This window comes from Phenylobacterium aquaticum, from assembly GCF_022695515.1.
In the GTDB taxonomy this organism is placed as follows: Bacteria; Pseudomonadota; Alphaproteobacteria; order Caulobacterales; family Caulobacteraceae; genus Phenylobacterium; species Phenylobacterium aquaticum.
On sequence record NZ_JALDPT010000030.1, the window covers coordinates 22,123 to 44,213 of the forward strand.

The window sequence follows — 22,091 nt, forward strand, 5'->3', positions numbered from 1 at the left end:
ACCTACGGTCTTGGCCGAACACGTTCTGCGGGTGGACAGTGCCCGGCGCGTAAGACGCCCGGCCCGTGGCCGGATGAGTTAGGGGCCGTGTCTGACATGGACGTTTACGCGCTGCTCCTCTCCCGGCTGCAATTCGCCTTCACCATCGCCTTCCACATCATTTTTCCGAGTTTCACCATCGGCTTGGCCAGCTACCTGGCGGTGCTCGAGGGCCTATGGCTGGCCAGCCGCAACCCGGTCTTCAAGACGCTCTACCTGTTCTGGCTGAAGATCTTCGCGATCTCCTTCGGCATGGGCGTGGTCACCGGGGTGGTGATGAGCTACGAACTCGGAAACAACTGGAGCGTGTTTTCTGCGACAGCGTCACCTGTGATTGGCCCCCTGCTCGCCTTCGAGGTGCTGACCGCCTTCTTCCTGGAGGCCAGCTTCCTGGGGATCATGCTGTTCGGCTGGCGCAAGGTGGGCCCCGGCCTTCACTTCACGGCCACCCTGCTGGTGGCGATCGGGACCCTGATCTCGGCCTTCTGGATCATCTCGGCCAACAGCTGGATGCAGGTCCCGGCCGGCTTCGCCCGCACCGCCGGCGGCGGCCTGATCGCCACGGACTGGTGGGCGGTGATCGTCTCGCCCAGCTTTCCCACGCGCCTCGCCCACATGACGCTTGCCGCCTATCTGACCACCGCCCTGGTGGTCGGCGCCGCCTCGGCCTGGCGCCTGCTCAAGGAGCCGGACGATGACGCCTCGACCACGGCCCTGCGCATGGCGGTCGGCATGCTGGCCATTGTCGCCCCCCTGCAGCTGATCGCCGGGGACGTGTCGGGCAAGGAGGTGCGCCGTATGCAGCCCGCCAAGCTGGCCGCCGTCGAGGCGTTCTGGGAGACCCGCACGGCCCAGCCCTTCCACATCCTCGCCTGGCCGGACATGGCCGCCGAGACCAATCGCTGGGAGCTTTCCATCCCCGGCCTGGGCAGCTGGATCACCGCCGGCGACGCCCGGGCCGAGGTCACCGGCCTGAAGGCCTTCGCCGCCAAGGACCGCCCGCCGGTCGCCATCGTCTTCTACGCCTTCCGGCTGATGGTCGGCATGGGCGTCGCCATGATCGGCCTGGGCGCCTGGGGCGCGTGGCTCTCCCTGCGCGAGGGGGTGGAGCGGTCCCGCCCCTTCCTGAGGGCCATGGTCGCCATGGGGCCGACCGGATTCGTCGCGGTGATCGCCGGCTGGATCGTCGCCGAGGTCGGCCGCCAGCCCTATGTGATCTATGGCGTGCTGCGCACCGCCGACGCCGTGTCGCCGGTCGGCGCCGGCCAGGTCTCCGCCTCGCTAATCGGCTTCCTCATCGTCTATGCGGTCATCTTCAGCGTGGGCGCGCTCTATATCCTGCGCCTGATCGGCGAGGGCCCGGTCGAGGGCGCCGAGGCCCCGCCCCCGCCCCTGCCACGGGCGCCAGGCTCGGCCCTGGCCGCCGCCCAGCAGGATCCGGGGGGCGCGCCATGAGCCTCGACCTGCCGCTGATCTGGGCGGGGATCATCGCCGTCGCCGTGCTGCTCTATGTGGTGCTGGACGGCTTCGATCTGGGCGTCGGCATCCTGTTTCCCTTCGCGCCCGATCCCAGGGCCCGCGACGCCATGGTCCAGTCCGTCGCCCCGGTCTGGGACGGCAACGAGACCTGGCTGGTGCTGGGCGGCGGCGGGTTGTTCGCCGCCTTTCCCCGGGCCTATGCGGTCATCCTGCCGGCCCTCTACCTGCCGATCATGGCCATGCTGCTCGCCCTGGTCCTGCGCGGCGTGGCCTTCGAGTTCCGGGCCCGCGGCCGGGCGCGGGGCAAGGCGTTCTGGACGGCGGCCTTCGCCGGCGGCTCGCTCTGCGCGGCCCTCTCCCAGGGCCTGGTGCTCGGCGGCTTCATCCAGGGCCTGACGCTCACGGACGGCGCCTTCGCCGGAGGGCCCTTCGACTGGCTGACCCCTTATTCGGTGATGGTGGCCGTGGGCCTCGTCGCCGGCTACGCCCTGCTGGGCGCCGGGTGGCTGATCTGGCGCACCGAGGGCGAACTGCACGATCTGGCCCGCCGCTGGGCCGGAACCGCCGCCGGCGCCGTGGCCATGCTGCTGGCCGGGGTCAGCGTCGCCACCCTGTTCCTGCACCCACAGGTCGCCGCCCGCTGGGGGTTCGACGGCCACGGCTTCGTGGGCGCGAACCTCGCTCGCCTGGCCCCCATACCGCTGCTCGGCGCCGCGGGTCTGGCGACCATCGGCCTGGGGCTCGCCCGGCGCAGCCATGTCGCGCCCTTCGCCGGCGGCCTGATCGTGTTCCTGTCGGGCTATCTCGGCCTGGCGGTCGGGTTCTTTCCCTATATCGCCCCCTACGCCATGACCTTCCGCGAGGCGGCCAATCCGGACAATGCGCTGGCCCTGATGCTGGTCGGGGTCGCGGTGCTGCTGCCGGTGATCCTGGGCTACACCGTGTTCGTCTACTGGCTGTTCCGCGGCAAGGTGACCGGCGATGCGGGCTATCATTGAGCCGCCGCCCGAGCCGGGAACCCCACCCCGGCCGCTCTGGAAGCGCCTGGCCTGGTTCGCCGCCCTGGCCATCGGCGGGAGCCTGGCCGCCGCGACCTTGGCCTGGATGATGAAGGCCCTGCTTCCGGCGACCTGATCGGCGGGCTATGGAAGCGCCCATGTCGGACCCCGCCTGCCGCCTCTATCTCATCACCCCGCCCCGGATCGACGATCTGGCCGGCTTCGGCCACCTGCTCGCCCAGACCCTCGACGCCGGCGATGTCGCCGCCCTTCAGATCCGCCTGAAGGATGTTCCGGACGAGATCCTCGCCGCCGCCGTCGACGTCATCTCGCCGATCGCCAAGGCCCGCGGCGTGGCGGTGATCCTCAATGACCGGCCAGACCTCGCCGCCCGCTACGACTGCGACGGCGTCCATATCGGCCAGAGCGACGGCACGCTCGCCCAGGCCCGCAAGCTGGTGGGGCCTGAGCGCATGGTCGGGGTCACCTGCCACGACAGCCGGCATCTCGCCATGGAGGCCAGCGAGGGCGGGGCCGACTATGTCGCCTTCGGCGCCTTCTTCCCGACCACCACCAAGGACGCCGCCACCCGGGCCGAGCCCGAGATCCTGACCATCTGGCAGGAGACCATGGAGACGCCCTGCGTCGCCATCGGCGGGATCACGGCGGAGAACGCCGCCGGCCTGGCCGCCGCCGGCGCCGACTTCATCGCCGTCTCGGCCGGGGTCTGGAGCCATCCGGACGGCCCGGCCGCAGGGGTCAAGGCGCTCAACGCCGCCATCGCCGAGGGGCTTCGCCAGCGGGGATAGCGCCCCTGCGCGGCCTTTGCGGGATGACAACACTTTGGCTGTAGGACCGCCCCTCAAAGCCTCGCCTTGCCTTAAGGCCTTGGCGCCACTAGGTTCCGCGCCCTCATGTCGACCCAATCAGCCCTTCTCAAAGTCATGTCCGACGCCGCCCGCAAGGCGGCCCGGGGCCTCAATCGCGACTTCGGCGAACTGGCCGAACTGCAGGTCTCCAAGAAGGGGGCCGCCGACTATGTCTCGGCCGCCGACCTCAAGGCCGAGCAGACCCTGTTCGAGGCGCTCGCCAAGGCGCGGCCCGGCTACAGCTTCCTCGGCGAGGAACGCGGCCTGATCGAGGGCACCGACAAGACCCATACCTGGATCGTCGACCCGCTCGACGGCACCACCAACTTCCTGCACGCCATTCCGCACTTCGCGATCAATATCGCCCTGCAGCGCGAGGGCGTGATCGTGGCCGCGGTCACCTACAACCCGATCACCAACGAGCTCTACTGGGCCGAGAAGGGCAAGGGCTGCTTCGTCAATGACAAGCGCCTGCGCGTCGCCGCCCGCAAGCACCTCGACGAGGCGGTGCTGGCGACCGGCATCCCCTTCCTGGGTCACGGCCAGCACGCCAAGTTCCTGAAGGAGCTGCACCAGATGAGCCAGCGGGTCGCCGGCGTGCGCCGCTTCGGCTCCGCCGCCCTCGACCTGGCCTTCGTGGCCGCGGGCCGTTTCGACGGCTTCTGGGAACGCGACCTCAAGCCCTGGGACCTGGCGGCCGGCCTGCTTCTGGTCTCGGAAGCCGGCGGCAAGATCACGAACGCCGACGGCGACGAGGACGTGCTGGGCACGGGCAGCATCCTGGCCTCGAACCTTGAACTGCATCCGCTGATCCTCGAGAAGCTGAAGCTGGCCAACTAGCCTGCGGGCTTGACGAGACCGTCACACGCGGCGGCTAGATCGGGGTCATGATCCTGACCCGTCGCGCCTTCGCCGCCGCCTCCGCCGCGAGCCTCGCCATGCCCGCCCTCGCCCATGCCGCCGGCAAGCCTGCCAAGCGCCCCATCGTCATCGCCCACCGCGGCGCGAGCGGCCTGCGTCCGGAGCACACCCGCACCGGCTATCTGCTGGCGATCGCCCAGGGCGCCGACTTCATCGAGCCTGACCTGGTCCTGACCAAGGACGGCCATATGGTGGTCCGCCACGAGAACGAGATCGGCGGCACGACCAATGTCGCCAGCCACCCCGAATTCGCCGCCCGCAAGGCCCGCAAGGTGATCGACGGCGAGAGCATCGAGGGCTGGTTCACCGAGGACTTCACCCTGGCGGAGCTGAAGACCCTGCGCGCCCGCGAGCGCCTGGGCCAGCTGCGCCCCGTCAGCGCCGCCTTCGACGGGACCGACGAGATCCCGACCTTCGACGAGGTCTGGGAGATCGCGAAGTCGGAGAGCCAGCGGCTGGGCCGCACCATCGGCGTCTATCCGGAAATGAAGCACCCGAGCTATTTCGCCAGCCTCGGCATGCCCTTCGAGGCCCGGCTCGCCGCCTCCCTGAAGGCCAAGGGCCTGGACCGTCGCGACGCCCCAGTCTTCGTCCAGTGCTTCGAGGTCGGGCCGCTCAAGACCTTCGCGACGCTCTCCAAGGCGCCGCGCATCCAGCTGGTCTCGCTGGACGGCGGACCGGCCGACGACGCCAAGGCGACCTATCGCGACATGACCAGCGCCGCGGGCATGAAGGCCATCGCCGCCTATGCCGACGGGGTCGGGCCGGAATGGCGCATGGTGGTGCCGGTGGTCGAGGGCGGGCTGGGCCCCGCCACCCCCTTCGTCGCCGACGCCCATGCCGCAGGCCTGGCGGTGCACCCCTGGACGGTGCGGGCGGAGAACCAGTTTCTGCCCCCGGCGCTGAAGCGCGGCGCCGACCCCGCGGCGCATGGGGATGTCGACGCCCTCTACGCCGCCCTGTTCGCCGCCGGCATCGACGGCCTGTTCAGTGACTTCCCCGGCCTGGAGTTCGAGGCCCGCGCGAAGTTCATGGCGGGGAAGTAGGCCCGCCTCCGCTGCGTCACAGCTTCCGCTTCCTGCTGCGCTGCGATAAGCCCTGCCCCATTCTTTAGACGATCATTCTGGGAAGGGGATTCATGAGCATCAAGGGCAAGGCCTATATCATGGGCGCCTACGAGCATCCGCTCCGCGACGCGCCCAACAAGTCCACGCCGCAGCTCCACGCCGAATGCGCCAAGGGCGCGCTCGAGGACGCGGGGCTGACCAAGGACGACATCGACGGCTATTTCTGCGCCGGCGACGCGCCGGGCTTCGGCGCGCTCTCCATGGTCGACTACATGGGCCTGCGGAACGTCCGCCACACCGACTCCACCGAGACCGGCGGCTCCTCCTACATCGTCCATGTCGGCCACGCGGCCCAGGCGATCGCCGAGGGCAAGTGCAAGGTGGCCCTGATCACCCTCGCCGGCCGGCCCCGCCAGAACAAGTTCGGCTTCGGCGGCGGCGCCAAGCCCGGCCAGCTGTCCGACGGCCCGCCGGAAGCCGGCTTCGAGAACATCTACGGCGGCTCGACCCACAACACCTACGGCATGTGCGCCATGCGCCACATGTACGAGTACGGCACCACCTCCGAGCAGCTGGCCTGGATCAAGGTCGCCGCCAGCCATCACGCCCAGTGGAACGAGAACGCCTTCCTGAAGGACGTGGTGACCGTCGAGCAGGTGGTCAATTCGCGCCTGATCGCCGACCCGCTGCACCTCCTGGACTGCTGCGTCGTCACCGACGGCGGCGGCGCCCTGATCGTCACCAGCCCCGAGATCGCGAAAAGCCTGAACCGTCCGAAGGTCAAGGTGATCGGCGCCGGCGAGAGCCCCAAGGGCCCTCAGGGCGGCCGCAGCCTCGACCTGACCCACTCGGCTGCGGTCTGGTCCGGCCCGCCGGCCTTCGCCGAGGCCGGCGTGACCCCCGCCGACATCAAGTACGCCTCGATCTATGACAGCTTCACCATCACGGTTCTGATGCAGCTGGAGGACCTGGGCTTCTGCGAGAAGGGCCAGGGCGGCAAGTTCGTCGCCGACGGCAACCTGATCTCCGGCGTCGGCAAGCTGCCCTTCAACACCGACGGCGGCGGGCTGTGCAACAACCACCCCACCAACCGGGGCGGCATCACCAAGGTGATCGAGGCCGTGCGCCAGCTGCGCGGCGAAGCCCATCCCAAGGTCCAGGTTCCGAACTGCGACCTGGCCATCGCCCATGGCACGGGCGGCTCCCTCGGCGTCCGTCACGGCGCCGGCACCGTCATCCTGGAACGGGAATAGTCTGATGAGCGAGACCCAAACCCCGCCGGCCGCCGAAGGCCGCAAGATCCCCGCCCCGGCCGTGACCATCGAGTCCAAGCCGTTCTGGGACGCCGCCTCTGAAGGCAAGTTCCTGATCAAGCGCTGCAACGCCTGCGGCGAGGCCCACTGGTATCCCCGCGCGCTCTGCCCCTTCTGCTTCTCCGACGACACCGTCTGGGAAGAGAGCCCCGGCGAGGGCGTGATCTATACCTATTCGGTCATGCACCGCTCGCCGACCGGCCCCTACGCCATCGGCTATGTGACCCTGAACGAGGGCCCGGCCATGATGACCAACTTCGTCGACTGCGACCTGTCGAAGCTGGAGATCGGCCAGAAGGTGAAGCTGAAGTTCCAGCCCACCGAAGGCGGCCCGCCCGTGCCGGTGTTCTCGCCGGTCTAGACCCGCCTGTTCCCTCTCCCGCTTTGCGGGAGAGGGTTAGGGTGAGGGCTCTTCCTTTTGGACTCGCGATGGCGCGGCGACGGTGGAACCCCTCACCCAACCCTCTCCCCGCAAACGGGGCGAGGGCTCAATGAGCGCCTTTCCCCTCCGCCGCCAGCTTGCGCACCAGTCCGTCCGCCTCGCGCGGATGGCGCAGGCGGTGGATGCGCAGGTGCGCCCAGGTCCCGTCTGTCGACGCCAGCTCGTAGCGCGCCTTGGTGCGGGCATAGGTGTCCCAGCTCCAGCGGATCGGATGCTCCTTGTCCAGCCACCGGGCGAAGGTCTCGGTGTTGCCGGTCCCGGGCCACAACTCCTCGCCGCCGAGGGCGCGGCTGAAGGAGCGGCGGATCACGCGGCTCATGATCAGGGCCTTGGGATAGTCCAGCCAGACCAGGTCGGTCGCCCGCGCGCGGTCGCCTCGGCGACCCTCGAATAGTTGCCGTCCGTCACCCAGCTCGGCCCCGAGAGCGCCGCATAGGTGCGCCTCAGGAATTCCTCGGGATCATGGGTGTTGAGATCGACCCAGCCCGCCTGCCAGTTGATCGCGTCCAGCTCCACATGTGGGGCGTCGATCGCCGCGGCCAGCCGCCTGGCCAGTGTGGATTTGCCCGCGCCCGAATTGCCGACAATGCAGACGCGCATCAGTCCTCCGGGGCGAACCCCATCTCGGCCCGGACCTCGGCGGTGTTCTCGCCGAGCCGCGGCGCATGGCGGCGGATATTGGACGGCGAGCCTGTGAACTTCACCGGCGGCTTCATCAGATTATAGGCGCCGGCGTGCGGATGGTCATGCCGCTCGAAGAAGCCGACCGCCTTCAGGTGCGGATCCTCCGGCAGGTCGTCCAGCCGGGCGGTCTTCACCACCGGGATCGACAGCGGCTTCAGGAGGTCCAGCCATTCCTGGGTGGTCTTGGACTTCGTCGTCTCGCCTACCAGGGCGTAGAGCTCGCCGATATGCTTGGCGCGGGTGGCGTAATCGGAGAACCGCGGGTCCTTGCCGAAGGTCTCGCCCATGCCGGCGGCGGCGAAGAACTGGTCCCACTGCTTGTCGGTATAGGGCAGGAGGCCGATGTAGCCGTCCTTGGTCTGGTAGGGCTTGCGGTTGGGATTGGCGACCCGCTGATAGGCCCACTGGCCGGTCGGCGGCTCGAAGGTGTGGTCATAGAGGTGCTCGACCAGATTGAAGCTGGTCACGCATTCCAGCATCGGCACCTCGATGAACTGGCCCTCGCCGGTGCGCTCCCTGTGCAGCAGCCCCGCCGTGATCGCCTGGCACATGAAGAGCCCCGAGACCTTGTCGGCTACCAGGGTCGGCAGGATGCGCGGGGTGGGGTTGCCGTCGGTGCGCGGCAGCAGATCGGCCAGGCCCGAGGCCGACTGGATCAGGTCGTCATAGGCCGGCTCCCCCGCATAGGGGCCGTCCGAGCCGTAGCCGGCGGCGTGGACATAGACCACGTCGGGCCGCAGGGCCTTCACGTCCTCATAAGCCAGGCCCAGGCGCTTCAGGCCGTCATAGCGGATGGAGGTGGCGAACACCTCGCAGCTCTTGATCAGGGCCTCCAGCAGCGGGCGCGAGGCCGGGTCCTTCATGTCCATGACCACGGAGCGCTTGTTGCGGTTGATGGTCAGGAAGATGGGGCCGAGGTCGCGGGGACAGTCCTGGGGCACATGGCCGGCCCAGCGCATGATGTCGCCGCCGTCGCCGCGCCCCGAGCCGGGATCCTCCAGCTTGATGACCTCCGCGCCCTGGTCGCCCAGCATCTGGGTCGCATAGGCGCCGAACACCACGCTGGTCAGGTCGAGGATGCGGATCCCCTTGAGCGGGCCGGTGGCCTCCTGGGCCAGGTGATTGGCTTCCGACATGCGCCCTCCCGTCGACGTCTTGATCTGGCGATGGCGTAGCAGAGCGGCGGGGCTTGGCAATTCCTTCCCCTGGGTGAGGCGCGCTTTCCACATCCATGGAAATGCGAATCGACTTTGACCACCCCGGCGGCAGGCGTCCAAAGTCGCGGCAAGAGATCGGGAAAAGACCGGGAGGGACGGATGGATTTCGCATTGTCCGACGAGCATCGGATGCTCAAGGAGCTGACCCAGCGGTTCGTGAAGGACGAACTCATGCCGCTGGAGGCCAAGGTCCTGGCCCGCGAGGCCGACGGCAAGGGCATCCACATTACCAAGGAGGAGAAGGCCCGCGTCGACGAAGTCTCCCAGAAGCTCGGCCTCTGGGGCCTGGACGCGCCCGAGGAGATGGGCGGCTTCGACCTGCCGCAGGTGGCCCTGATCGGGGTCAATGAGGCCATGGGCTCGACCATCACCCCCTACACCCTGCCGCCGGACAGTCCGAACCTGCGGATGCTGATGGCCACGGTGAACGAGCCCCAGCGCGAGGCCTATCTGGCTCCCTACGCCGCAGGCAAGACGGTCAGCGCGATCGGCATTTCCGAGCCGGGCGCCGGCGCCGACCCGGCGGGCATGATCACCCGGGCGGTCCGCGACGGCGACGACTGGGTCATAACCGGCCGGAAGATTTGGACCAGCCGCGCGGCGGAGGCCGACTTCACCATCGTCATGGCGGTGACCGACAAGGAGAAGGGCGCCCGCGGCGGCATGAGCGCTTTCCTGGTCGACAAGGGCACGCCGGGCTTCAACGTCCTGCGGCGCATCCCGATGATCGGCGGGGCCTTCACCTATGAGGTGGCGCTCGACGACTGCCGGGTGCCGGGCTGGAAGCTGCTTGGCGTCGAGGGCCAGGGCTTCGCGCCCATGCAGGTACGGCTGTCGACCCGACGCATGGAGATGGCGGCCTGGTGCATCGGCCTGGCCCAGCGGGCGCTGGACATGATGTGCGAATACGCCCCGCAGCGGGTGACCTTCGGCGAGCCCCTGTCGCATCGCCAGGCGGTGCAGTGGTGGGCGGCGGACGCGGCGATGAAGATCCACGCCGCCCGCCTGATGGCCTATGACTGCGCCTGGAAGCTGGACCAGGGTCGCGATGTCCGTCAGGAGATCTCGATGATCAAGGTCTTCGCGACCGAGATGGCCTGGGAGGTGATCGACCAGGCGATGCAGTGCTTCGGCGCCATGGGCATGACCAAGGAAATGCCCCTGCAGCTGATGGCGTCCAGCGTGCGCAACATGCGCATCTATGACGGGCCGTCCGAAGTCCACCGGATGGTGGTGGCCCGCAACCTGATGGGAACGAAACGATGACGAAGGATATCAAGGTCGCGCACGAGGGCCATGTCGCCACGGTGACCTTCAGCCGGCCGCCGAACAACCACGTCTCGGTCGACCTGATGCGCGACCTGGCCGACACGCTCGAGGCCCTGGACAAGGACGGCGTCACCCGCGCCGTGGTCCTGGCCTCGGACGGCAAGCCCTTCTGCGCCGGCGCCGACCTCGTCGCCCCCGACGGCATCGGCGGCTCGGGCATGGGCGGAATCGCGCCGCTCTATGACCAGGCCGTGCGGCTGTTTTCGATTGAGACCCCGATCGTCGCCGCCGTTCAGGGCGCCGCCGTGGGCGCGGGCCTGGGCCTGGCGCTGGTCGCCGACTTCCGCGTCGCGGCGCCGGAAGCCCGCTTCTCGGCCAATTTCGTCAAGCTGGGCTTCCATCCGGGCTTCGGCCTGACCCACACCCTGCCGCGCCTGATCGGCCAGCAGCGGGCCAATCTGATGTTCCTGACCGGGCGTCGGGTGAAGGCCGAGGACGGCCTGGCCTGGGGCCTGGTGGACGAGGTCGTGCCGCTCGACCAGCTGCTGCCGGCCGCCAAGGCGCTCGCGCTGGAAATCGCCGAGAACGCCCCGCTCGCCGTCGTCGCCACCCGCAAGACCCTGCGGGGCGACCTCGCCAAGGCGGTTCGCGAACAGACCAACCACGAGCACGGCGAGCAGTCGATCCTGCGCGCCACCGAGGACTTCGCCGAAGGCGTTCGCGCGGTGCAGGAACGCCGGCCGGGGAACTTCAAGGGGAGGTAGGGACTGCTGCTCCCCCTCTGGGGGAGCTGTCAGCGCAGCTGACTGAGGGGGCTGTCCCGCAGGGGCGGTTGCAGTCTTTCGGTCGCATCCGCCCCCGTCGGGGGCGGCCCCCTCCACCGCTTCGCGGTCCCCCTCCCCCAGCGGGGGAGGAGCTTACCGCCCCAGCCCCGCGGCTTCCCGCGCCAGCTCGGTGATGCGGCCCCAGTCGCCGGCGCGGACGGCGTCCGTGGGCGCGACCCAGGAGCCGCCAACGCAGATCACATTGGGCAGGGCCAGATAGTCCGGCGCATTCTGCAGGCTCACCCCGCCGGTCGGGCAGAAGGTCGCTTGCGGGAACGGGCTGGCGAACGCCTTCAGGGCCCCGACCCCGCCGACGATATTGGCCGGGAACAGCTTGAAATAGCTGTAGCCCATGGACAGGCCGGCCATCAGCTCGGTGGCCGTGGCGATCCCGGGCAGCAGCGGCAGGGGGCCGTCGTCGAATTCCTCGCCGTCGATCAGGCCGGGGCTGACCCCGAACCGCGCGCCGGCGTCATAGGCCTCCTGGCGCATGGCGGCGTTCAGGATCGTGCCCGCGCCGACCACCCCGCCCTCGACCTCGCCGGCGATGCGGCGGATGCAATTGATGGCGGCGGGCGTGCGCAGGGTGACCTCCAGCGCCTTCAGCCCGCCGGCCACCAGGGCCTTGGCCAGCGGCACGGCCTGGGCCTCGTCCTCGATGATCAGGACGGGCACCACCGGCGCGAGCTTGAGGATGTCGGGAAGCGTCAAATCGGTGATCCTTCCAGGGTGTCGAGAGCGCGGGCGGCGCCCACCAGGGCCGCGTAGGGGTGGATGATCAGGGCGGTGGGGATGTCGGCCATGTATTCGGCGAGCCGACCCTTGTCCTCGAAGCGGCGACGGAAGCCGCCCATCATCAGCCGGTCGATCAGCCGGGGCGCTATGCCGCCGGAGACGAAGACCCCGCCGCGGGCGCCATAGGTGAGCGCGATGTCGCCGGCCACCGAGCCGAGGATCTCGCAGAAGCGGTCGAGGGTCTCGAGCGCCAGCGGGTCCTTGCCGGCCAGGCCGGCGGCGGCGACGGCTTTCTCGTCACCATGGACGACGGCCTGGCCGCGGATGTCGGCAAGCGCCTTGTAGAGCGAATACATGCCCGGCCCCGAGAGCACCCGCTCGATCGAGACCCGGCCATGGACCTTGCGCAGGCGGGCGAGGATCTGGTCCTCAAGTTCGTCGCCGGGGGCGAAGCTGGCGTGGCCGCCCTCGGCCGGGATCGGCACGTCGCCGCGGTCGGAGCGGGCCAGGCCCGCGACCCCGAAACCGGTGCCGGCGCCCAGCACCACATTGGGCGCCCCGGCCACGCCCTTGAGCGCCGGGCCGATCACCCGCAGGTCGTCAGCCTCCATCAGCGGGCAGGCCATGGCCTGGGCCCCGAAGTCGTTGAGCAGCTTGGCCGCCTCGAACTCGAAGGTCCCGACCAGCTCGCCCTCGGAGATGCGCCAGGCCAGGTTGGTGAACTCGATCTCGCCATCGACCACCGGGCCGGCGACGGCGATCACCGCCTTGGTCGGAACCTTGCGTCCCGCCGTGGTCTCCAGATAGGCGCCGATGACCTCGCTCAAGGAGCCATAGTCCTTGGCCGGATAGGTCTTGGGATGACGGATGCGGCCGGCCTCATCGACCAGGGCCATGCGCGCATTGGTGCCGCCGACATCGCCGACCAGCCCGATGAAATGGGTCTTCACGCCGCCCCCTCGAAAAGCACGGACGCGCCGGCCTCGGCCGCGCCCACCGAACGGCGCATCCAGCCGAACAGCTCGCGCCCATAGCCGAAGCCTGAGCCTTTCGCCACCGCCCGCGGCCGGGCGGCGAGTTCCGAGGGGTCGACCTTGATCTCCAGCACGCCCGCATGGGCGTCGAGCCGGATCACGTCGCCGTCGCGGACCTGGGCCAGCAGGCCGCCGCAGGCGGCCTCCGGCGTCACGTGGATGGCGGCGGGCACCTTGCCCGAGGCGCCGGACATCCGTCCGTCGGTGACCAGGGCCACCTTGAAGCCCTTGTCCTGCAGCACGCCCAGCACCGGGGTCAGGCTGTGCAGCTCGGGCATGCCATTGGCCTGGGGCCCCTGGAACCGGACCACGGCGATGAAGTCGCGGTTGAGCTCGCCGCGCTTGTGGGCGGCCAGCAGCTCGTCCTGGTCGTCGAACACCAGGGCGGGCGCCTCGATCTTCAGGTGCTCGTCCTTGACCGCCGAGGTCTTGATCACCGCGCGGCCGAGACCGCCGGCCAGGAGGCGGATGCCGCCCTCCCGCTGGAAGGGATTGTCGGCGGGCCGCAGGATGTCGGTGTTGAGCGAGGTCGCCGTCCCCTCGCGCCAGGTCAGCACTCCGTCCTGCAGGAAGGGCTCGGTCTGATAGTGGCGCAGGCCCAGGCCGGCCACGGTGACCACGTCATCATGGGCGAGGCCGGCGTCCAGCAGCTGGCGGACCACGAAGGCCATGCCGCCGGCGGCGTGGAAGGCGTTCACGTCCTCCGACCCGTTCGGATAGACCCGGGCCAGCAGGGGCGTGACCTTGGAGAGCGCATCGAAGTCGCTCCAGTCGATCAGCACGCCGGCGGCGCGGGCCATGGCGACCAGGTGCAGGGTGTGGTTGGTCGAGCCGCCGGTGGCCAGCAGGCCCACCACCGCATTGACGATCGACTTGGCGTCGACCACCGCCGACATCGGCGCATAGGCGTTGCCGCCGTCGGCGATCTCTATGGCGCGACGGGGCGTCGCGGCCGTGAGCGCGTCGCGCAGGGGCGTGTTGGGATGGACGAAGGCCGCGCCCGGCAGGTGCAGGCCCATCATCTCCATCATCATCTGGTTGGAGTTGGCGGTGCCGTAGAAGGTGCAGGTGCCCGGCCCGTGATAGGACTTCATCTCGGAGTCCAGCAGCTCGTCGCGGGTGGCCAACCCTTGAGCGTAGAGGCCGCGCACCCGGGCCTTTTCCGCATTGGGCAGGCCCGAGGTCATGGGCCCGGCCGGCACGAAGATCACCGGCAGGTGGCCGAAGGCCAGCGCCCCCATCACCAGGCCCGGCACGATCTTGTCGCAGACCCCCAGGAGCAGGGCGGCGTCGAAGGCGTCGTGGGTCAGGGCCACCGCCGTCGACATGGCGATCACGTCGCGGGAGAACAGCGACAGCTCCATGCCCGGCCGGCCCTGGGTCACCCCATCGCACATGGCCGGCACCCCGCCGGCCACCTGGGCCGTCGCGCCCGCGGCCTCGGCCGCGGCCTTGATCAGCTCGGGGAAGCGCTCGAACGGCTGATGGGCCGAGAGCATGTCGTTGTAGGAGGTGACGATCGCCACGTTGGGGGCGGTCGGATTGCGCATCCGCTGCTTGTCGCCCTCGGGGCTGGCCGCAAAGGCGTGGGCCCAGTTGGCGCAGGAGAGCTTGGCGCGGCCGACGCCGGCGCTGCGGGCCGCCTCCATCCGGTCCAGATAGTCGGCGCGGGCCTCGCGGCTGCGGTCGATGATGCGGGCGGTGACTTCGGCCGTGACGGGATTCATGGGCGCCTCGAAGAGGGTCAGGAGCGGTCCAAGTTATGGATCTGGAAAACGGCGATCAGGGCGTCCAGAGCACCCGGACCGGGGATTTAGCCTGTTCCAGCAGGACATGCACGGGCAGACCGCCACCGGTTTCCACGATCGCGCGCTTCGTCGCCCCGGAGATCAGGATCAGGGTCCTGCGCGCCATCAACAGGGCATGCAGGGTCAGCGTGATCCGGGCCACGGGCGGCGAGCCCACCCCGGCCGGCACGCCGATCGCCCAGCGCGGGCCGTGCGGATCCATGCCCGCCGCCAGCACCGGACTGCCCGGGATCAGCGAGGCGACATGGCCGTCCTCGCCCATGCCCAGCAGCAGCATGTCGAAGCCGCCCAGGGCCCTGAGCTTCGGGTCCGCGATCGCGGCGCTGGCCTCGGGGTCGGGGGCGTCGTGGCGCAGGGGCAGGAAGTCGGCGACGTCCGCCTGGTCGACCAGCAGCCGCTCGCGCACCAGCCGCTCATTGGAGTCCTGCGAGGTCACGGGGACGAACCGGTCGTCCGACAGGGTCACCGTGACATGGCGCCAGTCGAACACCGCGCGGGCGAGGCGGTCATAGACGGGGGCGGGCGAGCGGCCGCCAGTCGCCGCCAGGGTCGCCCAGCCGCGCTCGGTGATCCCCCAGCCCAGGGCGTCCAGGGTCGCATCCACGGCGGCGTCGGCCAGCGCGTCTGAATCGGGGAAGGTTTCAATCATCATCCGCCCATAACGCGGCGGCCGCCAAAAGGCCGCTCGATTTCCCGTGATCGCCCCGTCCACGGAACCCAAACGCGGTTCGAGAGCTTCAGCCTGACGGGACGCGTGCGCCGGCGTCTCCTCGCCATGTCAGGACCACGCCCATGCGAATCGCCCAGGTTCCGCCCCTGTATGAAGCCGTGCCGCCCCGCTTCTATGGCGGGACCGAGCGGGTGGTGGCGCACCTGACCGACGCCCTGGTCGATCTGGGCCATGACGTCACCCTGTTCGCCAGCGCCGACGCCCGCACCCGGGCGAAGCTTGTGCCCGTGCGCGACGAGGCGATCCGCCTGGACCCCGCGCCCCTGAAGTCGGATCTGGCCGCCCACATGGTCCTGCTGCACGAGGTGCGCCGCCGCGCCGACCAGTTCGACGTGATCCATTTCCACACCGACATGATCCATTTCCCGTTCTTCGAGGACCTGGCCGACAAGACCGTCACCACCCTGCACGGTCGCCTGGACCTGAAGGACCTGCCGGGCGTCTACGCCCGCTGGCCGCAATTCCCCCTGGTCTCGATCAGCGACGACCAGCGCCGGCCCCTGCCGGACGCCAACTGGGCCGGGACCGTGCATCACGGCATGGCCGCCGACCTCTATGAATTCTATCCGCGGAGCCAGGGCTATCTGGCCTTCCTGGGCCGCATCTCGCCGGAGAAGCGCCCGGACCGGGCGATCGAGATCGCGCGCCGGCTGGGCAAGCCGCTGAAGATCGCCGCCAAGGTGGACGCCGCCGACCTGCGCTATTTCACCGACATGATCGAGCCGCAGATCCGCGCCGCCGGCCCGCAGGTCGAGTTCATCGGCGAGATCGGCGACGGCGAGAAGTCCGCCTTCTTGGGCGGGGCCGAGGCCCTGTTGTTCCCCATCGACTGGCCGGAGCCCTTCGGCCTGGTGATGATCGAGGCCATGGCCTGCGGCACGCCCGTGGTGGCCTATGCCTGCGGCTCGGTGCCCGAGGTGATCGAGGACGGGGTGACCGGCTTCATCGTGCGCACCGACGACGAGGCCTGCGCCGCCGCGGCGCGCGTCGGCCAGATCGACCGCCGCCGGGTGCGCCAGCGCTTCGAGGCGCGCTATTCGGCGACCGCCATGGCGCGGCGCTATCTGCAGCTCTATGATCGGCTGGGCGAAGCGGCCTACCCCATCGCCGCGACGGCCTGAGGCTCAGCCATGGACGATATGGCGCCCGCGCCCGGATCCGCCGTCGATCCGGGTCAGACGGAAGAACCCCGCACGCCGGGGCGCCTGCACGCCCTGAAGGACAAGGACACCTTCATCGTCGCCGATTCGCGCGGGGATATCCTGGGCGCGGCCGACGGCCTGTTCCACAACGACACCCGCCTGTTGTCGCGCTTCCGCCTGCTGCTGGGGCGTGAGCCGCCGTCCCTGCTGTCCGGCGCGGTGTCGGCGGACAATGTGTTCTTCACCTTCAACGGCGCGAACCAGGCCCTGCCCCTGCCCGGCGGCCCGATCGGCCCGCCCGGGGTGCTGCACGTGGAGCGCAAGCGCTTCCTGTGGCGCGAACGGCTGTTCGAGCGGATCACCTGCGTGAACTACAGCCGCGACGAGGTGCTCACCCCCTTGTCGGTGGAGTTCGGCGCGGACTTCCGCGACATGTTCGAGGTGCGCGGCGTCAAGCGCGAGCGGCGCGGCGACCTGTCTGCGCCGGAGATCAACGGCCGCAGCGTCGCCTTCCGCTATGTGGGGCTGGACGCCGTCGAGCGCTCCAGCGTCATCAGCTTTTCCGACCCGCCCGTGCGGCTGTCGGGATCGCGCGCCGACTACCTCTATCCCTGCGCCCCGAGGGGCGGCTGGAGCTCTATCTGGAGATCGGCGCCGCCGCCGAGGAGCCGCCCAGCCGCGAGCGGTTCCGCGCCAATGCGGCGGCCGCCCGCTGGGACATGCGCAGCCGCATCCGCCACGGGGCGCGGCTGAAAAGTTCGGGGCGGCTGTTCAACCAGTGGCTGGACAAGTCCCGCGCCGACCTGGCCCTGCTCACCACCCGCATGGAGACCGGCCCCTACCCCTATGCGGGCATCCCCTGGTTCTCGACCGCCTTCGGCCGCGACGCCATCATCACCGCCTGGCAGATCCTGTGGTTCGAACCCAGCCTGGCCAAGGGGGTCTTGACCTATCTGGCCGCCCACCAGGCCGAGGAGGTCTCGGCCTTCCGCGACTCGGCGCCCGGCAAGATCATGCACGAGACCCGCAAGGGCGAGATGCCGGCCTTGGGCGAGGTGCCGTTCGGCCGCTATTACGGCGGGGTCGACACCACGCCCCTGTTCGTGGCGCTCGCCGGCGCCTATGCCGAGCGGACCGGCGACCTGCAGCTGATCGACGACCTGTGGCCGGCGCTCACCGCCGCCACCGCCTGGATCGAGCATTTCGGCGACACCGACGGCGACGGCCTGATCGACTACGCCCGCGGCGCCGAGAGCGGCCTGGCCAACCAGGGCTGGAAGGACAGCCAGGACAGCGTGTTCCACGCCGACGGCCGGTTCCCCAAGGGACCGATCGCGCTCGTCGAGGTGCAGGGCTACGCCTTCGCCGCCTATCGGGCCATGAGCCGCTTCGCCCGCCACCGGCAGGATATCGAGTCCGCCACGCGCTGGGCCGAACGCGCCGAGCATATCCGCGCCACGGTCGAGGCCCGGTTCTGGATGGAGGACCAGGGCGGCTATGGCATCGCCATAGACGGGGCCGGAGAGCTCTGCCGGGTGCACAGCTCCAATCCCGGCCACCTGCTGTTCTGCGGCCTGCCCAGTCCCGAGCGGGCGGCCCTGACAGCCGAGCGTCTGTTGTCGGCCCGGTTCGATTCCGGCTGGGGCGTCAGGACGCTCGCCTCCGGCGAGGCCCGCTTCAATCCGATGAGCTATCACAACGGCTCGATCTGGCCGCACGACACGGCGATCTGCGCCGCCGGCCTTTCGCGCTATGGCGAGCGCGACGGGGTGGTGGATCTGATGTCGGGCCTGTTCGAGACCGCCTCCAGCTTCGAGATGCGACTGCCCGAGCTGTTCTGCGGCTTTCCCCGCGCCGCTGGCGAGCCGCCGGTGGCCTATCCGGTCGCCTGCCTGCCCCAGGCCTGGGCGGCGGGCTCGGTGTTCATGCTGCTGCAGGCCTGCCTGGGCCTGAAGGTCGACGGCTGGACTGGCGAGGTGGAGATCCGCGATCCGCGCCTGCCGATCGGCATCGACCAGCTGCGCGTCGAGGGGTTGAGGGTCGGCGATCAGAAGCTGGACCTGTGCTTCGAGCGCCTGCAAGGCCGCATCGCCGTCCACGCCGACGGCGGCTCGGTGGTGCCGGTGACCATCCGCCAGGGGGGCCGCGCCTAGCGTCTCAGCGGGGTGTGCGCCAGGCGCAGGATATTGGCGGCGCCGGGGGAGCCCATCGGCAGGCCGGCCAGGATCAGGATGCGGTGGCCGGGCGGGGCGAGGCCGAACTCCACGACCTTGTCCACGGCGACCTTGGTCATGTCCTCCAGATCGGTGACCTCGGGCACGACGCGGGGCTCGACGCCCCAGGCCAGCGCCAGGCGGCGCGCGGTGGTGAGGCGCGTGGTGAGCGCCAAGGTGGGCTGCAGGGGGCGCTCCCGCGACAGGCGCAGGGCTGTCTGGCCGGTGGTGGTGAAGGCCACCAGGCAGGCGGTGGAGGCGGCCTCGGCCGCGCGCCGGGCGGCGGCGACCAGGGCGTCGGCGTCCTCATCATCGACCGGATGCTCGGCGGCCATCAACTCGGGCCAGCGCGGGTCCTGCTCCACGCGGGTGAGGATGCGGTCCATGATCGAGACCGCTTCCAGCGGGAATTCCCCGGCCGCCGTCTCGGCCGAGAGCATCACCGCATCGGCGCCCTCATAGACCGCATTGGCGACGTCGGAGGCCTCGGCCCGTGTGGGCGTCGGGGCATGGATCATGCTCTCCAGCATCTGGGTCGCGACGATCACCGGAATGCCGCGATTGCGGGCGGCGCGGACCAGCATCTTCTGCACCACCGGCACGTCCTCGGGCGCCAGTTCGACCCCCAGATCGCCGCGGGCCACCATCACCGCCTCGCAGAGGTCGAGGATCTCATCCAGGGCATCCAGCGCCGCGGGCTTCTCGATCTTGGCCAGGACGCCGGCCCGGCCCTGGACGATCTGGCGCAGCTCGGCCATGTCGGCGGCCCGCTGGACGAAGGATAGGGCCACCCAGTCGACGCCCTGGGACAGGGCGAAGTTCAGGTCCTCGCGGTCCTTGGGCGTCAGCGCCGGGATCGGGATGGCCAGGCCCGGCAGGTTGAGGCCCTTGTGGTCGGACAGGGCCTCGCCGCCCATCACCACGCAGTCGGCGAAGTCCGGGCCGCATTGGCGCACCTTGAGCCGCACCTTGCCATCGTCGAGCAGGATGTCGGCCTCGGGCTTGAGCGCCTGGAAGATCTCCACATGCGGCACGCAGATCCGCGAGGCGTCGCCGGGCTTGGGGTCGCGGTCGAGGCGGAAGTCCTGGCCGGTCTTCAGCCGCACCCGGCTGTCGGCGAATTCGCCCAGCCTGAGCTTGGGGCCCTGCAGGTCGGCGAGCACCGCCAGGTGGCGGCCGACCAGGGCCTCGGCCTCGCGGACATTGGCGATGGTCTTGGCGTGGTCGGGATGGCCGCCATGGCTAAAATTCACCCGGAAGACGTCGGCGCCGGCCTCGGCGAGCGCCCGGATCTTGGCGAGGTCACGGCTGGCGGGACCCAGGGTGGCGACGATGCGGGCGCGACGGGCGCGGATCATGGTCAAACTCCGGCCGCAGGCGACGGCGACGTTGCGTGGGCGGGATCGAAGCTTATCAAGAGGCGTTCCCTGCGCGCCCACAATCTGAGAGCCCATACATGGACCGATCCGCGCAGCCGGGGAATCCCCTCGCCTCGCCCCAGAGCCTGGACCTGTTCCCGATCGGCAATTGCGCGGCCAGCGCCCTGATCGACCGGGCCGGGCGCTTCGTCTGGGCCTGTTTCCCGAGGGTCGACGGCGACCCCGCCTTCTCGGCCCTGCTGGGCGGCGAGACCGGCGAGGCCCGCGGCTTCTGGTCGGTGGAGGCCGAGACCCCGGCGGGCGTCCGCCAGAGCTATCTGCGCAACACCCCGATCCTGACGACCGAGATCACCGACGCCTCCGGGGCGGTGTTCCAGGTGATCGACTTCGCCCCGCGCTATCGGCAGTTCGGCCGGGTCTATCGGCCCATGGCCTTCGTGCGGATCATCCGACCCGTCTCCGGCACGCCGCACATCCGCATCCGCATGCGGCCCACCGCCCACTGGGGCGCGGCCGACGCCCAGGTGACCCGCGGCTCCAACCACCTGCGCTACGTGGGCGGCGAGATGACACTGCGGCTGACCACCGACACCGCCGTCTCGCACATCGCCGACGAGCGGCTGTTTCGCCTGGAGGAGCCGATCGCCATGTTCCTGGGCCCCGACGAGGGGATCGAGGCCGACATCCAGGCCACCGCCGAGCGGATGCTGCACGAGACCACCAGCTATTGGCGCGGCTGGGTCAGGACGCTCTCCATTCCGCTGGAATGGCAGGAGGCGGTGATCCGGGCGGCCATCACGCTGAAGCTCTGCGCCCACGAGGAGACCGGCGCCATCGTCGCGGCCCTGACCACCTCGATCCCCGAACACGACGGGTCGCAGCGCAACTGGGACTATCGCTACTGCTGGCTGCGCGACGCCTATTACGTGGTCCAGGCCCTGAACCGGCTGGGGGCGGCGGACATGCTGGAGAACTATCTCGGCTATCTGCGCAACCTGATCGACCGGGCCAAGGGCGGCCATATCCAGCCGCTCTATGGCGTGGGGCTGGAGAGCGACCTGACCGAGCGCTTCGCCCCCGACCTGCCCGGCTATCGCGGCATGGGGCCGGTGCGGGTCGGCAACCAGGCCTATGAACACCTGCAGCACGACGTGTACGGCCAGATCGTGCTGTCGACGGTCCAGGCCTTCTTCGACGAGCGCCTGCTGCGCCCCGCCACGGTGGAGGACTTCCACGCCCTGGAGGCGGTGGGGGAGCGCGCCTTCGCCCTGCACGACCAGCCGGACGCCAGCCTGTGGGAGTTCCGCGGGCGGGAAGCGGTGCACACCTATTCGGCCATGATGTGCTGGGCGGCCTGCGACCGGCTGGGCAATGCGGCGGCCAAGCTGGGCCTGCTGCAGCGGGCCGACCACTGGAACGGCCGCGCCGCCCAGGTGCGGGCGACCATCGAGGCCAAGGCCTTCAATCCGGAGCTCGGACGGTTCGCGGCCACCTTCGGCGGCGACCAGCTGGACGCCTCCCTGTTGCAGCTGGTCGATGTGCGCTTCGCCGCCCCGGACGACCCGCGCATGGCCGCGACCCTGAAGGCGGTGGAGGAGGGCCTCAGGCGCGGGCCCTACATGCTGCGCTACGCCATTCCCGACGATTTCGGCGAGCCGAAGACCGCCTTCAACATCTGCACCTTCTGGCTGATCGAGGTGCTGCACCTGTCGGGCCGCACCGAGGAGGCGCGGACCCTGTTCGAGGAGATGCTGGGCCGGCGCACCGCCGCCGGCCTGTTGTCGGAGGACATCACGCTGGACGGCGCGGAGCTGTGGGGCAACTACCCCCAGACCTATTCCCTGGTCGGGCTGATCAACTGCGCCAACATGCTGAGCCGGCCCTGGACCAGCGTCCGCTGAGCCAGGCCCCGCCGGGCGCGCGAGGGC

The 22,091-nt window shown here is 70.0% G+C and carries 22 protein-coding genes; 14 read left to right on the forward strand and 8 right to left on the reverse strand.

All coding sequences use genetic code 11. The features are described from left to right. Positions 1 to 96: 96 nt before the first annotated feature. From MQH10_RS19310 to MQH10_RS19345, 8 genes are all read left to right on the forward strand, one after another. Positions 97 to 1,494, forward strand: a complete 1,398-nt coding sequence (locus MQH10_RS19310) for a cytochrome ubiquinol oxidase subunit I (RefSeq protein WP_242565625.1) — start codon at positions 97 to 99, stop codon at positions 1,492 to 1,494. Continuing rightward, positions 1,491 to 2,516, forward strand: a complete 1,026-nt coding sequence (gene cydB, locus MQH10_RS19315) for a cytochrome d ubiquinol oxidase subunit II (RefSeq protein WP_242565626.1) — start codon at positions 1,491 to 1,493, stop codon at positions 2,514 to 2,516. The genes MQH10_RS19310 and cydB overlap by 4 nt, the downstream gene beginning before the upstream one ends. Next, positions 2,500 to 2,652 (forward strand): hypothetical protein, encoded by a 153-nt coding sequence (locus tag MQH10_RS19320; RefSeq protein WP_242565627.1) that lies wholly within the window; start codon positions 2,500 to 2,502, stop codon positions 2,650 to 2,652. The genes cydB and MQH10_RS19320 overlap by 17 nt, the downstream gene beginning before the upstream one ends. 22 nt (positions 2,653 to 2,674) lie before the next feature. Beyond that, positions 2,675 to 3,325, forward strand: coding sequence for a thiamine phosphate synthase (gene thiE / locus MQH10_RS19325; RefSeq protein ID WP_242565628.1), 651 nt, complete (start codon positions 2,675 to 2,677; stop codon positions 3,323 to 3,325). 105 nt (positions 3,326 to 3,430) lie between these two features. Continuing rightward, complete coding sequence (locus tag MQH10_RS19330; protein ID WP_242565629.1) at positions 3,431 to 4,225, forward strand: inositol monophosphatase family protein; 795 nt, start codon at positions 3,431 to 3,433, stop codon at positions 4,223 to 4,225. A gap of 47 nt (positions 4,226 to 4,272) precedes the next feature. Next, entirely contained in the window at positions 4,273 to 5,352 is a 1,080-nt protein-coding gene (locus MQH10_RS19335; RefSeq protein ID WP_242565630.1) for a glycerophosphodiester phosphodiesterase, read from the forward strand. Positions 5,353 to 5,444: 92 nt separating this feature from the next. Beyond that, positions 5,445 to 6,626 (forward strand): thiolase domain-containing protein, encoded by a 1,182-nt coding sequence (locus MQH10_RS19340; RefSeq protein WP_242565631.1) that lies wholly within the window; start codon positions 5,445 to 5,447, stop codon positions 6,624 to 6,626. Between the two features lie 4 nt (positions 6,627 to 6,630). Beyond that, positions 6,631 to 7,047: a Zn-ribbon domain-containing OB-fold protein gene (locus MQH10_RS19345; RefSeq protein ID WP_242565632.1), complete on the forward strand. Its 417-nt coding sequence runs from the start codon at positions 6,631 to 6,633 to the stop codon at positions 7,045 to 7,047. A 127-nt stretch (positions 7,048 to 7,174) separates the two neighbouring features. Here the strand turns inward: MQH10_RS19345 and MQH10_RS19350 are convergent, their stop codons facing one another. From MQH10_RS19350 to MQH10_RS19360, 3 genes are read right to left on the reverse strand one after another with little or no spacing between them, the layout of a single operon-like run. Then, positions 7,175 to 7,447 (reverse strand): hypothetical protein, encoded by a 273-nt coding sequence (locus tag MQH10_RS19350; RefSeq protein WP_242565633.1) that lies wholly within the window; start codon positions 7,445 to 7,447, stop codon positions 7,175 to 7,177. A gap of 2 nt (positions 7,448 to 7,449) precedes the next feature. Further along, on the reverse strand, positions 7,450 to 7,728 hold the full coding sequence (locus tag MQH10_RS19355; RefSeq protein WP_242565634.1) for an AAA family ATPase: 279 nt from the start codon (positions 7,726 to 7,728) through the stop codon (positions 7,450 to 7,452). Continuing rightward, positions 7,728 to 8,948 (reverse strand): CaiB/BaiF CoA transferase family protein, encoded by a 1,221-nt coding sequence (locus tag MQH10_RS19360; RefSeq protein ID WP_242565635.1) that lies wholly within the window; start codon positions 8,946 to 8,948, stop codon positions 7,728 to 7,730. The genes MQH10_RS19355 and MQH10_RS19360 overlap by 1 nt, the downstream gene beginning before the upstream one ends. Positions 8,949 to 9,128: 180 nt before the next feature. Between MQH10_RS19360 and MQH10_RS19365 the strand changes: the two genes are divergently transcribed. Further along, positions 9,129 to 10,295 (forward strand): acyl-CoA dehydrogenase family protein, encoded by a 1,167-nt coding sequence (locus MQH10_RS19365; RefSeq protein WP_242565636.1) that lies wholly within the window; start codon positions 9,129 to 9,131, stop codon positions 10,293 to 10,295. Further along, complete coding sequence (locus tag MQH10_RS19370) at positions 10,292 to 11,062, forward strand: enoyl-CoA hydratase/isomerase family protein (RefSeq protein ID WP_242565637.1); 771 nt, start codon at positions 10,292 to 10,294, stop codon at positions 11,060 to 11,062. Before MQH10_RS19365 ends, MQH10_RS19370 begins: the two co-directional genes overlap by 4 nt. A gap of 153 nt (positions 11,063 to 11,215) precedes the next feature. Here the strand turns inward: MQH10_RS19370 and eda are convergent, their stop codons facing one another. From eda to pgl, 4 genes are read right to left on the reverse strand one after another with little or no spacing between them, the layout of a single operon-like run. Then, positions 11,216 to 11,833 carry a bifunctional 4-hydroxy-2-oxoglutarate aldolase/2-dehydro-3-deoxy-phosphogluconate aldolase gene (eda, locus tag MQH10_RS19375; RefSeq protein WP_242565638.1) on the reverse strand — a complete coding sequence of 206 codons (618 nt, stop codon included), beginning with the start codon at positions 11,831 to 11,833 and terminating at the stop codon, positions 11,216 to 11,218. Next, positions 11,830 to 12,807 (reverse strand): glucokinase, encoded by a 978-nt coding sequence (gene glk / locus MQH10_RS19380; protein WP_242565639.1) that lies wholly within the window; start codon positions 12,805 to 12,807, stop codon positions 11,830 to 11,832. The genes eda and glk overlap by 4 nt, the downstream gene beginning before the upstream one ends. Further along, positions 12,804 to 14,618, reverse strand: a complete 1,815-nt coding sequence (gene edd, locus MQH10_RS19385) for a phosphogluconate dehydratase (protein ID WP_242565640.1) — start codon at positions 14,616 to 14,618, stop codon at positions 12,804 to 12,806. The genes glk and edd overlap by 4 nt, the downstream gene beginning before the upstream one ends. 55 nt (positions 14,619 to 14,673) lie before the next feature. Continuing rightward, positions 14,674 to 15,348 (reverse strand): 6-phosphogluconolactonase, encoded by a 675-nt coding sequence (pgl, locus tag MQH10_RS19390; protein WP_242565641.1) that lies wholly within the window; start codon positions 15,346 to 15,348, stop codon positions 14,674 to 14,676. A gap of 143 nt (positions 15,349 to 15,491) precedes the next feature. Between pgl and MQH10_RS19395 the strand changes: the two genes are divergently transcribed. Genes MQH10_RS19395 through MQH10_RS19400 form a run of 3 tightly spaced genes read left to right on the forward strand, consistent with a single transcriptional unit; the run spans position 15,492 to position 18,724 of the window. Beyond that, positions 15,492 to 16,550 carry a glycosyltransferase family 4 protein gene (locus MQH10_RS19395; protein ID WP_242565642.1) on the forward strand — a complete coding sequence of 353 codons (1,059 nt, stop codon included), beginning with the start codon at positions 15,492 to 15,494 and terminating at the stop codon, positions 16,548 to 16,550. Between the two features lie 9 nt (positions 16,551 to 16,559). Then, a complete protein-coding gene (locus tag MQH10_RS26925) occupies positions 16,560 to 17,324 on the forward strand; it encodes a glycogen debranching N-terminal domain-containing protein (RefSeq protein WP_336605133.1) in 765 nt (254 codons plus the stop codon). After that, positions 17,291 to 18,724 carry an amylo-alpha-1,6-glucosidase gene (locus MQH10_RS19400; protein ID WP_336605134.1) on the forward strand — a complete coding sequence of 478 codons (1,434 nt, stop codon included), beginning with the start codon at positions 17,291 to 17,293 and terminating at the stop codon, positions 18,722 to 18,724. The genes MQH10_RS26925 and MQH10_RS19400 overlap by 34 nt, the downstream gene beginning before the upstream one ends. Here MQH10_RS19400 and pyk read toward each other — a convergent pair. Beyond that, on the reverse strand, positions 18,721 to 20,142 hold the full coding sequence (gene pyk / locus MQH10_RS19405; protein WP_242565643.1) for a pyruvate kinase: 1,422 nt from the start codon (positions 20,140 to 20,142) through the stop codon (positions 18,721 to 18,723). The two genes, MQH10_RS19400 and pyk, sit on opposite strands and share 4 nt — an antisense overlap. 98 nt (positions 20,143 to 20,240) lie before the next feature. Here pyk and MQH10_RS19410 point away from each other — a divergent pair, with 98 nt between their 5' ends. Further along, on the forward strand, positions 20,241 to 22,064 hold the full coding sequence (locus MQH10_RS19410; RefSeq protein ID WP_242565644.1) for a glycoside hydrolase family 15 protein: 1,824 nt from the start codon (positions 20,241 to 20,243) through the stop codon (positions 22,062 to 22,064). Positions 22,065 to 22,091 lie beyond the last annotated feature (27 nt).